At 67.2% G+C, this 13,898-nt stretch carries 14 protein-coding genes; 10 read left to right on the top strand and 4 right to left on the bottom strand.

The window, feature by feature from the left end:
- Positions 1-18: 18 nt before the first annotated feature.
- Complete coding sequence (locus EP007_RS10170) at positions 19-696, bottom strand: class I SAM-dependent methyltransferase (protein ID WP_128477548.1); 678 nt, start codon at positions 694-696, stop codon at positions 19-21.
- Positions 697-852: 156 nt separating this feature from the next.
- Here EP007_RS10170 and EP007_RS10165 point away from each other — a divergent pair, with 156 nt between their 5' ends.
- Positions 853-3,399: a methyl-accepting chemotaxis protein gene (locus EP007_RS10165; RefSeq protein ID WP_128477547.1), complete on the top strand. Its 2,547-nt coding sequence runs from the start codon at positions 853-855 to the stop codon at positions 3,397-3,399.
- A 155-nt stretch (positions 3,400-3,554) separates the two neighbouring features.
- The gene (locus tag EP007_RS10160; protein ID WP_128477546.1) at positions 3,555-3,803 is read left to right on the top strand and encodes a PRC-barrel domain containing protein; all 249 of its coding nucleotides are present in this window, start codon (positions 3,555-3,557) and stop codon (positions 3,801-3,803) included.
- 33 nt (positions 3,804-3,836) lie between these two features.
- On the opposite strand, the gene EP007_RS10155 is transcribed toward EP007_RS10160, so the two are convergent.
- Genes EP007_RS10155 through EP007_RS10145 form a run of 3 tightly spaced genes read right to left on the bottom strand, consistent with a single transcriptional unit; the run spans position 3,837 to position 6,105 of the window.
- Complete coding sequence (locus EP007_RS10155; protein ID WP_128477545.1) at positions 3,837-4,736, bottom strand: thiamine-phosphate synthase family protein; 900 nt, start codon at positions 4,734-4,736, stop codon at positions 3,837-3,839.
- Positions 4,733-5,338: a dCTP deaminase gene (gene dcd, locus EP007_RS10150; RefSeq protein ID WP_128477544.1), complete on the bottom strand. Its 606-nt coding sequence runs from the start codon at positions 5,336-5,338 to the stop codon at positions 4,733-4,735. Before dcd ends, EP007_RS10155 begins: the two co-directional genes overlap by 4 nt.
- Positions 5,339-5,379: 41 nt before the next feature.
- The gene (locus tag EP007_RS10145) at positions 5,380-6,105 is read right to left on the bottom strand and encodes a Yip1 family protein (RefSeq protein WP_128477543.1); all 726 of its coding nucleotides are present in this window, start codon (positions 6,103-6,105) and stop codon (positions 5,380-5,382) included.
- 101 nt (positions 6,106-6,206) lie between these two features.
- Here EP007_RS10145 and pth2 point away from each other — a divergent pair, with 101 nt between their 5' ends.
- The 8 genes from pth2 (at position 6,207) to EP007_RS17470 (ending at position 13,882) form a co-directional block, all read left to right on the top strand.
- A complete protein-coding gene (pth2, locus tag EP007_RS10140) occupies positions 6,207-6,545 on the top strand; it encodes a peptidyl-tRNA hydrolase Pth2 (RefSeq protein WP_128477542.1) in 339 nt (112 codons plus the stop codon).
- Positions 6,546-6,962: 417 nt separating this feature from the next.
- Positions 6,963-8,300, top strand: a complete 1,338-nt coding sequence (gene truD / locus EP007_RS10135) for a tRNA pseudouridine(13) synthase TruD (RefSeq protein WP_128477541.1) — start codon at positions 6,963-6,965, stop codon at positions 8,298-8,300.
- Between the two features lie 316 nt (positions 8,301-8,616).
- On the top strand, positions 8,617-9,741 hold the full coding sequence (gene bioB / locus EP007_RS10130) for a biotin synthase BioB (RefSeq protein WP_128477540.1): 1,125 nt from the start codon (positions 8,617-8,619) through the stop codon (positions 9,739-9,741).
- Positions 9,742-9,756: 15 nt separating this feature from the next.
- The gene (locus EP007_RS10125) at positions 9,757-10,815 is read left to right on the top strand and encodes a transcriptional regulator (RefSeq protein ID WP_128477539.1); all 1,059 of its coding nucleotides are present in this window, start codon (positions 9,757-9,759) and stop codon (positions 10,813-10,815) included.
- 6 nt (positions 10,816-10,821) lie between these two features.
- Entirely contained in the window at positions 10,822-12,045 is a 1,224-nt protein-coding gene (locus tag EP007_RS10120) for an aminotransferase class I/II-fold pyridoxal phosphate-dependent enzyme (protein WP_128477538.1), read from the top strand.
- A complete protein-coding gene (gene bioD / locus EP007_RS10115) occupies positions 12,042-12,734 on the top strand; it encodes a dethiobiotin synthase (protein ID WP_128477537.1) in 693 nt (230 codons plus the stop codon). The genes EP007_RS10120 and bioD overlap by 4 nt, the downstream gene beginning before the upstream one ends.
- Before the next feature lie 51 nt (positions 12,735-12,785).
- Positions 12,786-13,520, top strand: a complete 735-nt coding sequence (locus EP007_RS10110) for a DUF2103 domain-containing protein (RefSeq protein WP_128477536.1) — start codon at positions 12,786-12,788, stop codon at positions 13,518-13,520.
- Between the two features lie 194 nt (positions 13,521-13,714).
- Positions 13,715-13,882 (top strand): hypothetical protein, encoded by a 168-nt coding sequence (locus EP007_RS17470; RefSeq protein WP_166035530.1) that lies wholly within the window; start codon positions 13,715-13,717, stop codon positions 13,880-13,882.
- The last annotated feature ends 16 nt before the right edge of the window (positions 13,883-13,898 follow it).

Here is a 13,898-nt window from a genome sequence, read left to right as displayed (position 1 = left end):
CTGGCGCGAGACCACTCGTCAAGCCACTCGCCCGCCCGTAATCCGCACGACGCCAAGCGCGTGTTCGCTGTGGGTCGTCTCGTCGGCGCGCGCTCTGAGCGCCCGCCGAGCCGCCGCGACCCGACCGTCCAGTACCGTCCACGGCGCGGCGTCGTAGGCGTCCGTTCCGGTCGGCGACGAGGCGACGACGAGACCCCGAAACGCCCGGTTCACCGGCCACCCGAACCAGCGCGTCGTCTGGGCGGCATCCAGAAGCGCGAGTCGCCCGCCGGGCGCGAGTTGGTCGGTCCACCGCTCGACCTCGGCGGCGGGGTCGGCGACCATTCCGACGACGAAGGTGGCCAAGATGGCGTCCGGGGCTTCGCAAAACTCGGTTTCGGTGGCGTCGGCGCGGACGCAGTGGACGTTCCGCCAGCCCTCGCGCTCGATGCGCTCACGGGCGCGCGCGAGCATCCCCTGCGTGAAGTCCACGCCGACGACCCGGCCGGTCGGCCCGACGCGCTCGCGGAGGTGCGGGAAGTTCGCGCCGGTGCCACAGCCCATCTCGACCACGGTGTCGCCGGGTGCGAGCGCGAGGGCGTCGGCCGCGCGCGCCCGGAGGTGCCCGAGACCGGGCGTCGAACGCGCGAGGAGGTCGTAGAAGTCGGCCCACCGGCCGTAGAACTGCTGTGCCGCCGCGGTCGCATCGCGTGACATGTCGGAGTAGACGACGGCCGACAAGTAAACGTCTGAGGCCAAATCCCGAACTTCGGTGGCAGATATGCAGACGAAACGGCCAAATTTAAGATATATTCTCTTACGTTACCTATATAGTCTTAGGTTTTAAGAAGGGCGGGTGGAGAGTTCAGACCGATGAAGGATACCGACAGGTGGTACCAGCGACTCGGGATATCAGATTTCGTCCCTAACTCGATACGGAAACGATATGCACGCAAGTTCTTCGTCGGCGTGCTGGTCGTCATGCTGGTCACCGGGACCGTCGGTGCGTTCAGTTACGCGAGTACCCAAGCGGAACTGGAGTCGGGGGTTCGCAACCAACTCACCTCGACCGCGGAGTTACAGGCCGACGGGCTGAACGGGTGGATTCGCGGACTCGAACGCCAGACGCGGACGCTCTCGCAGGCCAAGCAGTTCCAGAACGGGAACGTCGAGGAGATCGGTCTCTACCTGCTGGGCCAACAGCGGTCGCTCGGCGAGAGCATCGTCGGGGTCCACTACGTCGAAGTGAGTTCTGGAGAGGTACTAGCTAGCACTTCCCGCGAAGTTGTGGACGAGAACATGTCCGACCTCGGTGCGACGTGGGACGTAGCGACGTTGGACGCGAAGACGAACGAGCCGTCCAACGTCCACGTCACGAGCGACCCGTACGTGAGTCCGGTCTCGGAGGAGAAGGCCATCGCGTTCGTGAGTTCGCCGCCCAAAAACACCGAGCACGCCGTCGTCGTGGTCGCCAGCCTGAGCGTGCGGGCGAACAACTTCCACCAGACTATCGACGGCGGCGAGACGCTGGTCGTGGACGGCGCGGGCGAGACGGTGCTGGACACCAGCGGGAACACCTCCGAGTCCTTCGACGCGGCCGCGCTGGCCGAGCGCGCCGAGACCGGCGAGTCGGCCGATTCCGCGGGCGACACCGCCAACACCACCGCGTCCGGGTTCGCGTCCACGAAGTCGTCAATCGTCGGTTACGCGCCCGTCGATGGCACCGACTGGGTGGTGCTAAGTCACACGCCGAAGGGGGTCGCGTACGCGATGCGCGACAGCGTCGGGCGGAGTCTCGGGGCGATGATACTGGCGACCATCGCAGTGTTGGGGGTCGCGGCGGTCGGATTCGGTCGCCGACAGACCGCGACGCTCGAATCGCTCACCGAGTCCGCCGAGGAGATGGAACGGGGCAACCTCGACGTGACCCTCGAAACCGGTCGCATCGACGAGTTCGGTCGTCTCTACGAGGCCTTCGGCGCGATGCGCGACTCGCTGCGCGACCAGATTCGGGAAGCCGAAACCGCCCGCGAGAAGGCCGAGCAGGCCATGAGCGAGACCGAGCAGGCCCGCGAAGAAGTCGAACGCGAGCGCCGCGAGGCCGAGCGCGCCCGCGCGGAGGCCGAGCGACTCGGCGACCGCCTCGAAGCGACCGCCGCGGCGTTCGGCGAGACGATGGCCGACTGCGCCGACGGCGACCTGACGCGCAGACTCGACGAGGACGCCGACAGCGAGGCGATGGCCGAAGTCGCGCAGGCGTTCAACGAGATGGTAGACGAGTGGGAGGCGACCCTGCGGTCGGTCCGGGCGTTCGGCGAGACGGTCACCGACGAGAGCGAACTCGTGGACGAGACCGTCTCGGAGGTGACCGCGACCAGCGCGGACGTGAGCGAGTCGGTCCAGCAGATTTCCGACGGCGCGGCCGAGCAGAGCGACCACCTCCAGTCGGTCGTCGGCGAGATGAACGACCTGACTTCGACGGCCGAGCGGGTGTCGGCGGCCGCCGACGACGCGGCCGACCGGGCCGAGCGCGTCGCCGAGCGCGGCCAGCACGGCCGGGAGTCGGCCGCCTCGGCGGTCCGAGAACTCGACGCCATCGAGACGCAGACCGAGGAGACTGTCGAAGCGGTCGAGGAGTTGCGCGACCTCGTGGCCGACATCGAGGACGTGACGGAGTTCATCACCGACATCGCCGAGCAGACTAATTTGCTCGCGCTCAACGCCTCCATCGAGGCCGCTCGCGCTGGCGAGGCCGGAAGCGGATTCGCCGTGGTTGCCGAGGAGGTGAAGGAACTCGCCGAGCAGACCCGCGACGCGACCGAGGACATCGAAGACTCCATCGACCGCGTCCGCGACCAGACCGACGACGCCGCCGCGGGCATCCACGAGACTCGCCGGAAGGTCTCGAACGGCGCGGAGACGGTGACGGAAGCGGTCGAAGCCTTCGAGGCAGTCGTGGACGGCGTCGCCGAGACGAACCAGGACATCCAAGCGATGAGTCGCCAGACCGAGCGACAGGCCGAGTCGGCCCGCGAGGTCGTCTCGATGGTCGAGGAGGTCTCGGACATCAGCGAGGAGACGACCGCCGAGACCCAGACCGTCGCGGCCGCCGCCGAGGAGCAGACCGCCGCGCTCGGCGAGACCGCCGAGGGCGTCGCCGAGTTGGCCGACAGCGCCGACGAACTGAGTAGACTCCTCGAATCGTTCGAGACGGCGGCGGACGCGACTGACGAAGGGACGGACGACGGCGAGTCGGACGAAATCGAACCCCGAGAAATCGTCGCCGGGGACGCGGCCGTGGACGGAGAGTCGGGTGCGACGAGTGACGGTGAGACTGACGACGAATTCGACGCTGACGACGCGACGGCCACCGAGGGCGCTGACGACGAATCCGAGGACGAACTGGTCACGCCACCGTGAGTGACTCCCGCCGCTTTTCGGCGGCGTGTCGGCACTGTCGAGGTACGCGAAGCGCGTTTTTCGACGGAGAAGAAAGCGACCCGTGACCGCAACCACTCGGGTGGCCCGTCCGGAATGGCCACAGTCGTCTTGCCTGAGGGCGTCGAATTTCGCTCATGGAGTTCACCGAAGCCGACGAGGGCGCGTCCGTGTTCGACGCCGACCGCGAGAAGTTCGGCGTCGTGACCGAGGTGCGGGACGGCACCGCCTACGTCGAACCTGACCCGACCCTGACCGAGGAGATGAAGGCAAAACTCGACTGGGGGAGCCACGAGGCCGACGAGGAGGCTTTCGCGCTGAAGGGCGATTGGGTCGAAGCCGTCGAGGACAGCGAGATTCTACTGCGAACTCGTCCGGAGAAGTAGCACCGCGGCGAGGGAGACGGAGCGGACGGCGACTCAGAGCAGATTTCTGGCCATTTCCGCGACTGCCTCGGCGTCCTCGCCCAGCAGGTAGACGATTGGTTCGACGCCGTAGCCGCCGGTGTGGTACAGCACCGTCGCGTCCGGACTGTCGCGGAGCGCCGCGCCGACCACCGAATCGAGGTCGTCGTACTCGGCCTCGAACTCGACGGTCGCGTGGCCCGCGTCCTCCAGCGCGGCCACGAGGTCCGCGTCGTAGCGGATGTTCAGCGCGGCGCGGGCATCGTTCCCGGCCTGGCGCGCGGCCAGCAACAGCGAGGCGACGTGTTCGCTCACGCCGAACTCGGGTTCGGAGGGGATTGTCGCCTGACCTTTCACGTCGAAGATGCGGCCGGGCACGCCCGCCACGTCGTCGATGCCGTCGGCGTCGGGCGTGCATTCACAGAGGTTCGAACCAACCGCGGGGATGAGCGACGCGAATCCGCTGGCGCTCTCGACGATGGTCAGGCCCCGACGGAGCGACGACCGGACGCGCTCGGTCGTCCGGAGGTCGCCCTCGGGGTCGTGAACGTGGAAGTCGCCGCCGTGGCCCGCGAGTTCGGGCATCTCGGTCTCGTGAATCTCGGCGATGAGGTCCCGGTTTTCGAGTCGCCGAATCAGAATCTCGATTTCCACGAGGGCTTCGACCCTGCTCATGGTCCCCTCGGCCAGTCCCTCGCCGAGTCGGCCGACGAGGTTCCCCACGCGCTCGTCGGCGAGGACGCGCTCGTTGCGCTCGACCTCGCCGTTGGCGTACTTCGACACCGCGCTCTGGCTGATGCCGAGCAGGTCCGCAACCTCGCTCTGGGTCAGGCCGCGGTCGCGCAGGTCCTCGGCCAGCATCGAGCGCACCGTCGGGAGGAACTCCTCGACGACGATCTCCTCGGCGAACCTCACGCCGAATCACCCGATTTTTGCTCGCCGCCGAACTCCTCGTCGCCGCCGATTTTCGACGCCTGCGGGCCGGACTGGTCCTGATACTTCGAACCCCGTTCGGCACCGTACGGTCGGTCTGACGGACTCTTGAGTTCGGTGAAGATGAGTTGCGAGATTCGGGTGTCGGGCCGGAGCGCGACCGGGGCGGTCCCGAGATTCGACAGTTCGAGGGTTATCTGGCCGGAGTAGCCGGGGTCCACGACCCCCGCCGTCGCGTGGATGACGACCGCGAGACGGCCGAACGACGACCGGCCTTCGACGTGGGCCAGCAGGTCCGGCGGAATCTCGACGCGCTCTTTGGTCGTTCCCAGCACGAAGTCGCCGGGGTGGAGGATGAACTCGTCGCCCTCATCGACGTAGGTCTCGGTGACGTACTCCGAGACCTCCTGTTCGCTGTCGGGGTGGATGCAGGGAATGTTCGTGCGCTGGAACTCCAGAAATTCGCGGCCGAGACGCAGGTCCACGCTCGCGGGCTGAATCTGGAGGTCGGGGTCGTCCAACGGTTCGACCACGAGGTCGCCTGCCTCCATCCGGTCGAGAATGTCGGCGTCCGAGAGTATCATACTCGGGAGTTAGCCCCGAGGGGCCTAAATGAACCGGTCTCTCAAGCGAGACCCAGAAGGAAGACGACGAGCGCGACGCCGCCGCCAGCGAACGCCGCCCCGCCGGTCGAGAGGTCTCGGGTGTGTTTCAGCCCGAACGACCAGACGTACCCCTGCCAGACCGCTCCGGCCAGCGACAGGAGCACGGTGTCGCCCCGTGCGCGCTCGACCATCGACTGTATTTGGGGCGCGAGCGCCTCGGGGTTCGACGCCGCGAGGTCGATGCTACCGAACGCGGCGTAGAGGAAGGCGACCCCGACTATCACCTGTATCGCGCTCGGAATCATGCCCCACGCCGTGACCGCGAGCGTGTCGGTAAACGACCCCTGTCCGCCGACCATCGCGGAGGCGACGTGAAGACCGACCGCCGTCAGCGGCCACACGACAAGGCCGCTGACGAACACCAACGGAAGGAACTCGCTGAAGGTGTCCCAGAGGAGGTCGCCGACTACGACCGTCTTCTGCTTCGGTTCGTCACAGTCTTCCTGTATCATCTCCTCGGCGTCGCTGTCGGCCTCGTTCTCGCAGATCCAGTCTGGCGGGCGCTCCTCGTTGGGTATCTCGGTCGTGGCGGTGAGTTGCTGGCCGAGCGTCCACCCGAACGCGCCGACGGCGAGGGTCGTGACGAGGGCGACGACGAGGACGACTGCCGCGGCGCGGCCGAGACTCAACTCCGGCGCGCGCTCGGCGAAGAAGTCGTCCGGTCGGAGGAGGGCGTCGAGGACCATGCGAAACGGTGGAGAACCGGACCACATGATTTTGTCGATTCGGTGTCGTTTTCGCGCCCGGAGTAGCCACCGATTTAACGCCCCGAATCGTTCGACTCCCCATGAAACAGACCATCGTCGCCCGTGCCGACCTCGGCATGGGGCAGGGAAAACTCGCCGCACAGGTCGCTCACGCCTCGCTGTCGGCCTACGAGGACACTGGCACGAAGACCCGAAAAGAGTGGAAGGGCGGCGGCCAGAAGAAAGTCGTCGTGAAAGGCAACGGCGAGAGCGAACTCTTCGAACTCGCCGAGAAGGCCCGCGCAGAGGGCATTCCCCACGCGATTATCCGTGATGCGGGCCACACCCAACTCGACCCCGGCACGGTCACGGCGCTGGCGGTCGGCCCGGCGGACGACGACCTCGTGGACAAAGTGACGGGCCACCTCTCGCTGTACTGACCGACCGGATTCGGTCGAAAACGGTCGCCGACTCGTACCGGGACTTACCCGATGATGTTGGGCATGTCGTCGTCCCAGAGCAACCGAACGAACGAGTACGCGAGGGCGAATGCGACGGAAACGGCAACTGCGAACGGTATCGGCTTCATATGAGAGCGGACTCATTTCATCCTGAAACAAGTATCGGTCTGCGAGGATGTCGGACGAGCGGTTCGGCCGCTTCGACTCCGAAACCGAACGAGCGAACCGCACTACCGACGACCGATACCCACCGACGCGACGAGCTAAACAGGTTCGAGGAACCGCAAGAACCGCCTCTGTAGTCGGGTCGCTCGCTCCCGCTCGGCTCGCAACATCTCGGTACCCCCTCGTCGCAGGAAGCCAGATACAAGCCCACCGACCACCAAGACCGAGCGAATGCGCGAGGCGTACCCAGTCGAGCGGGCGGTCGGCATCGAATATTTCGTCAGCGACGGCGACGGCGTGGGCGGGCGACTCAGGGACTCTCCCGAGGACTTCCGCGTCCGGGAGATAGAGCGGTTCGACGCCGAACCCGCCGACGCCGACCCCGGCGCGTACCCCCACCTCGTCGTCCGGGCGACGCTCCGGGAGTGGGACACCAACGACTTCGCCAAGCGACTCGCCGACGCGCTGGGAATCAGCCGCGAGCGCGTCTCGTGGGCCGGAACCAAGGACAAGTACGCCGTCACGACCCAACTGTTCAGCCTCCGGAAAATCGACAAGTCGGACCTCGCCGAAGTCTCCATCTACGACGCCGACATCGAAGTGTTGGGTCGCTCGGGCCGCGGAATCCAGTTCGGCGACCTCGCGGGCAACGAGTTCGAGATTACGCTCCGGGACACCGAACGCCCCGAGAACGCTGAGGAGATTCGCGGGCAACTGGCCGACTGGGCCGACGAGTCGGCGGGCGCGGTCGGCGTCCCCAACTTCTTCGGCCAACAGCGGTTCGGGAGTCGCCGCCCCGTTACTCACGATGTCGGTCTCCACGTCGTCCGCGGCGAGTGGGAGGAGGCCGTCCGGGCCTACGTCGCCAACCCCTACGAGACCGAACCCGAGGGGAGCCAGCGCGCCCGCCGCGAGGCCGAAGACGCCTTCGAGGAACGCGACTGGCAGGCCGCGCTCGACGCCATCCCCCCGCGCCTCGGCTTCGAGCGCGCGATGGCGAATCAGTTGGTCGAGTCGGGCGGCGACGACCCCGAGGACTTCCGGGCGGCGCTGGAAGCCGTCCCCTCGAACCTCCAGCGACTGTTCGTCAACGCGGCCCAGTCGTACGCCTTCAACAAGATTCTGAGCGAGCGACTGGAGCGAGACCTGCCCTTCCACCGCCCGGTCGAAGGCGACGTTGTCTGTTTCGCCGAGGAGGTTGACGGTCTCGCCCTGCCGGACCCCGACCGCGAACAGCGCGTGACCGAGCGCCGGGTCGAAACCGTCGCACGCCACTGCGAGCGCGGTCGGGCGTTCGTGACCGCGCCGCTGGTCGGGACCGAGACGGAACTCGCCGAGGGCGAGCACGGCGACATCGAGCGCGAGGTCCTGGACGAGTTGGACCTCGCTCCCGAGGACTTCGACCTGCCGGGCGAGTTCCACTCGACTGGCACCCGGCGCGCGATACTGGTCCGGACCGACCTCGCAATCGAGCGCGACCCCTTGACCTTCGAGTTCGCGCTCCCGAAGGGGTCGTACGCGACGGTGGTCCTCCGGGAGTTCATGAAGAACGACCCCGCCGAGGAGTAATCTCTGAGAGTTAGCGGCCGTATTTAGAGTACAGACACCCAGAATTTCAAAACCTTCGTCCACGGCCCGTACAAGTACCGAAACGCCTCTCAGCGGCGGGTCCTCCGGGACTGCAAGGCTCGTTCTGAGTGTGGCACGTCGGTCCCATTGGGCGCGACCTGCTGTCGGAACTGCGGGACCGACCTCGCCAACGAGGTCGAGTCGGCCTCCTGAGAAGCCGAATCCGACCCGCCTGCAATCCCGCTCGTTTCAATTTTCATATTACTCTCCTTGGCTTTCCAAACTACTATGACGCTCGTAAACTCAACTAGCTGACGTGGTTGACAGGACAGGCAATCGGACGGTAGACGACGCGGTCGCCAGAGTCATCGACGGCGAGCGCCTCGACCGGCGCGACGCGCTCGCGTTGCTGGCGCAACCCGTCGAGGACCTTGCGCCCGCCGCCGACTACGTGCGGGCCTACTACGGCGACGACACGGTAGACGCGTGTAGTATCGTAAACGCGAAGGCGGGCAACTGCGCGGAGGACTGCGGGTTCTGCGCACAGTCTGTCCACTTCGACACGGGCATCGACAACTACGGCTTTCTCGGTCCCGAGGAGATACTCGAAGCGGCCAAGCGGGCCGAGCGCGACGGCGCACAGCGGTTCGGCATCGTCGTCGCGGAGAAGGGCGTCAGCAAGGAGAAGCGCCCTGACGAGTGGGACGAGGTCATCCAAGCGATTCGACTCGTCCGCGACGAGACCGACGTGGAGGTAGACGCCAGCCTCGGCATCCTGACCGAGGAGGAAGCCGAAATTCTCGCCGACGAGGGTATCAACCATTACAATCACAACATCGAGACCTCACCGAACTACTTCCCGGAGGTCGTCTCGACGCACGAGTTCGAGGACCGAGTGAAGACCCTCGAACGCGCGAAAGCCGCCGGGATGGACCTCTGTGCGGGCGTCATCCTCGGCATGGGCGAGGCCCCGACCGACCGAGTGGACGCCGCGCTGGCGCTCCGGGATATCGGGGTCTCGTCGCTCCCGGTCAACATCCTCAATCCGGTCGAGGGGACGCCGATGGGCGAGGACGGAACCGCCGACATCTCGACCGAGGAGATTATCGAGACCATCGCGGTGTACCGACTCCTCCACCCGGAGGCGCGGGTCCGACTCACCGGCGGCCGCGAGGTCAACCTCGACGCCGACGAGCAACACCTGCCATTCGAGGCAGGTGCCGACGGGATGCTCACCGGCGACTACCTCACGACAGAGGGCCAGTCGCCCGGCGACGACATCGAAGTGGTCGAACGCGCCGGACTCGAACCCAACACGGACCAAAACGAGTTCGACCCCGAGGCGGTCAAGGCCCGGTCGAGCGACGACGGAGCGGCCGTCGAGACCGCCGCGGGGTCCGCGACCAGCAACGCCAGCGAACCGAACGCGACGGACGACTGAGAATCTTCATTCATCATGGACGACATCAACTTCGCGGTACTCGGCACCGGCGGTATCGGCAGACGAACGCTCGAAGTGAGTACGGACAAGGACGGTCTCACCCCCGTCGCGGCCTGTGACCGCCACGGGGTCGCAATCGACCACGACGGTCTCGACGCCGACGAACTCCTCGACGCGACGGAGGGCAACATCGCGGGCGACGGGACCGGCGACACCGACCCGGCCCGAACCGACGGCGGTGCGGCCGTCAAACAGCGCGGCGAGGACGCGGGCGTCGTCGCCTCCGAGCAGGGCGAACCGACCGAGACGCCCATCGAAGACGTCATCGCCGAGAGCGACGCCATCGACGCGGTGGTGATGGCGCTCCCGAACCTCGAACACGACTTCATCCCCCGAATCGCCGAGCAGTTTGCCGACGCCGACTACGAGGGAGTCCTCGTGGACGTGTTGAAACGCTCGCGGGTCATCGGGGAACTCGAAGACCGCGAGGAGTCCTTCCGAGACTCGGGTATCACCTTCGTCTGCGGTGCGGGAGCGACTCCCGGCGTCCTCACCGGCGCGGCCGCCCTTGCCGCCCAATCGTTCGTCGAGGTCGAGGAGGTCGAAATCCGGTGGGGCGTCGGTCTCAAGTCGGGCTACGAGGACAACCGGGGGACGGTCCGGGAAGACATCGCCCACCTCGACGACTACGACATGGAGACCGCCCGCGAGATGAGCGAGGACGAAATCGAGGCGGTCGTCGCGGAACACGACGGCGTCATCGAGTTCGAGGATATGGAACACGCCGACGACGTGCTTCTCGAACGGGCGGGCATCTGTGACGCCGAGGACGTGACGGTCGGCGGCGTCCTCGACGTGCGCAACGACGAGAAGCCGACGACCACGACGGTCCGCGTCACCGGCCGGACCTTCGACGGCGAGCGCGGGACGAACACGTTCCAACTGGACGACGCGACCAGCATGGCCGCGAACGTCAACGGTCCCGCGCTCGGCTACCTGAAGTCCGCTGTCCGGCGCAACCGGGCTGGCGACTACGGCGTGTTCGGCCCGGCGGAACTGATGCCGGGCTTCTAATCTGTCATGGCCGACCGAGACGCCCCCGATAGGGGGTTCGACCCCGAGAAACCGCTGGCCGACCGTGAGTCTCGGGACCTCCGGCGGGTCCTCGAACCCGCCGAAGGCGTCACCGCCCGGACCCGGTTCGCGCCCGACCCGAAGGGTGACGAACCGGCGTTCGCCGACGAGGAGCGACTTGTGTTCGCCGCGAACAACTACCTCGGTCTCGCCGACGACCCACGAGTCGAGCGGGCGGCCGCCGACGCCGCCAGCGATATCGGGACCGGCGCTGGCGCGAGCCGACTCGTCACGGGTGACACCGCTCTCCACCGGGCACTCGAACGCGACCTCGCAGAGACCAAAGACGCCGAGCGCGCGCTGGTCTTCTCGTCGGGCTACGCCGCAAACGTCGGCACTGTCGGGGCGCTCGACCCGGACGTTATCTTCTCCGACGAGTTGAACCACGCCAGCATCGTGGACGGCTGTCGGCTCTCCGGGGCGAAAACCGTCGTTTACGACCACTGCGACGCCGACGCGCTCGCCGACCGGATGGCCGAGCGGGCCGAGTCCGACCCGGCGGCCGACGAGCGGTGGCTGGTCGTGACCGATAGCGTGTTCAGCATGGACGGGACGGTCGCGCCGCTTGAAGCTATCTGCGACGCCGCCGAGCGACACGGCGCGTGGGTGATGGTGGACGAGGCCCACGCCACCGGTCTCCACGAAAACGGCGGGGGTATCGTCCAGCGCGAAGGTCTCTCGGACCGCGTGGACATCCAGATGGGAACGCTCTCGAAAGCGCTCGCCAGTCAGGGCGGCTACGTCGCCGGTGACGAACCGCTCGTGGAACTGCTGGTCAACGAGGCGCGGTCGTTCGTCTACTCGACCGGTCTCGCGCCACCAGCCGTCGGGGCGGCCCGCGAGGCCCTCAGAATCGCCAGCGAGGGCGACGTTCGAGACGGATTCTGGGCCAACGTCGAATACCTCCGGGATGGACTGGCGTCGCTGGGCTTCGAAATCCTCGGCGACTCGCACATTCTCCCGGTGCTGGTCGGCGACCGGTCCGACGCGCTGGCGCTCGCCGACCGCCTCCGCGACTCAGATGTTGTTGCTCCGGCCATCCGGCCGCCGACGGTCCCGGACGGCACGAGTCGCATCCGGGTTGCACCGATGGCGACCCACACCGAAGCGGACATAGACGCCTGTCTCGACGCCTTCGAGAGAGAAGCGACGCAACTCGACATCGTATGACCGACCACCAACACTTCGCCGTCGTCGGCACCGATACCGGCGTCGGCAAGACGATAGTGACGGCCGCGGTAGTCGCGCGACTCCGCGAATCGGACCTCGACGCCCGAGCCGTGAAACCAGCTCAGACCGGCTATCCGCCCGACGACGACGCGGGATTCGTCGCCGAGGCGTGCGGCACCGACGACGCCGCCACCTGTCTCCGACGACTCGAACCGCCGCTGGCTCCCGCGGTGGCGGCCGAGGAGTCAGGCGAGTCGCTGGCCTACGCCGAAATTCTGTCGGACTGCCAGCAGGCGCTGGCCGAGAGCGAGGTCGGCGTGGTCGAAGGTATCGGCGGTCTGCGGGTCCCGTTGGCCGACGGCCGGGAGGTCGTGGACCTCGTGGCCGACCTCGGACTCCCGGCGCTCGTCGTCGCCCGGTCGGGCCTCGGGACGTTGAATCACACCGCGCTGACGGTCGAGGCGCTCCGGCGTCGCGGGGTTTCGGTCACGGGTATCGTCCTCAACGAGTACGAGGGGGCGACGACCGCCGAGCGGACCAACCCCGAAGTCCTCGCCGAGACGACCGATGCGACCGTGGCGACGCTTCCCCCAGTCGAGTTTGATTCGCCCGCTGAGGCGGCGGCCGAACTCGAAGTGGAACTGCCGAACTCGGTGTTTCCTGACGACTCCACGACCGACGACCGCTGACTGCCAACCGAAAGCACCGGGGTTAAACCGACGCCAGAGCTAGGATTGGGTATGGACTGTCGGCAGTGTGCGTCCCCCCTCGAACGACCGGGCGACTACTGTCTGGTCTGTCGGACGCCCAACGCCGACGCCGTGGTGCTGGAACTCGACCGCGACCGCGCGACGCTGACGATGTTGGACGACGAGGACATCGTCGGCGAGACTCACGTCACGACCACGCCCGAGGACGGCGGCGAGGCGGGTGTCGTGGAACTCCGGAACTTCGCGGGGCGGGTCGCCGACGAGGTGCGGCGCAAGCGCCCCGAGGAGGTGTACGCCGCGGGCGACCGGGACGTGCTTCGGGCGACTCGGAGCCAACTCCACCACTCGTTCTACCGCATCGGCGATAGCGGTGAGGACGGAGCCGTCGAGAGCGTCCTCGCGCGCCGGGGGGACCGCGCGCTGGAAGTCGTGGAGGCGAGTCCGGCCGAGAAGCTAGGCGGGAGTCACTCGACGCTCATCGGCGACCGCGCGGGCCGGACCGCAATCGAGACGGTCGCGGGCCACCCGCACGTCAAGAAGATAATCCCCGGTCCCATCGACGCGGGCGGGTCGGGCAGTCGGACCGGCGTCCGGGCGAAGGCGACCCGCGCCGACGAGAACGGCAACGTCCGGATGCTCATCCGGGACGGCTCCAGCGTGCAGGAGAACCGCGTCGTCACGACCGCGATGGACCGCGAGCGCGGCGAGCGAGTCCGGGCGGACCTCAACGACGCGCTCGCCGAGGCCGGTCTCCAGTCCGGGTGAGCGCGGCGTTTCTGAAGCGAGCAAACCCCCTCGTAGCGGCGGGTGTCGCGGGTCCGGCAGGGCTGACGACTCCGGCGGATATGGCGTGTTCGATGGTCTGACGGCCCGACGAGTCAGACGACCCCGTTCGACCGGATGGCCGACGACCGGAGGCCCCAAGCTTCTTAGGGTTCGTAATTATATCTAATTACGTAATGCTCAGCTACTACGACGCGGTCCTCGCGGCCATTCCGCTGCTTTCCGGGGGCGGGTTTCTGGTCGGACAGTTCACGGGGATTCCGGGCGCAATCGCGGGGTTGGTGGCTTCGCTCGCGGTCATCGCCCACGAGTTGGTCAATCCGCCGACCGACGACGGGGAGTGACCCGTTTACATCCGGA

It is taken from the genome of Halorussus pelagicus, assembly GCF_004087835.1.
Taxonomy (GTDB): domain Archaea; phylum Halobacteriota; class Halobacteria; order Halobacteriales; family Haladaptataceae; genus Halorussus; species Halorussus pelagicus.
The sequence above is the reverse complement of the archived record's forward strand: the minus strand, read 5'-3'. Positions and strand labels throughout refer to the sequence as shown.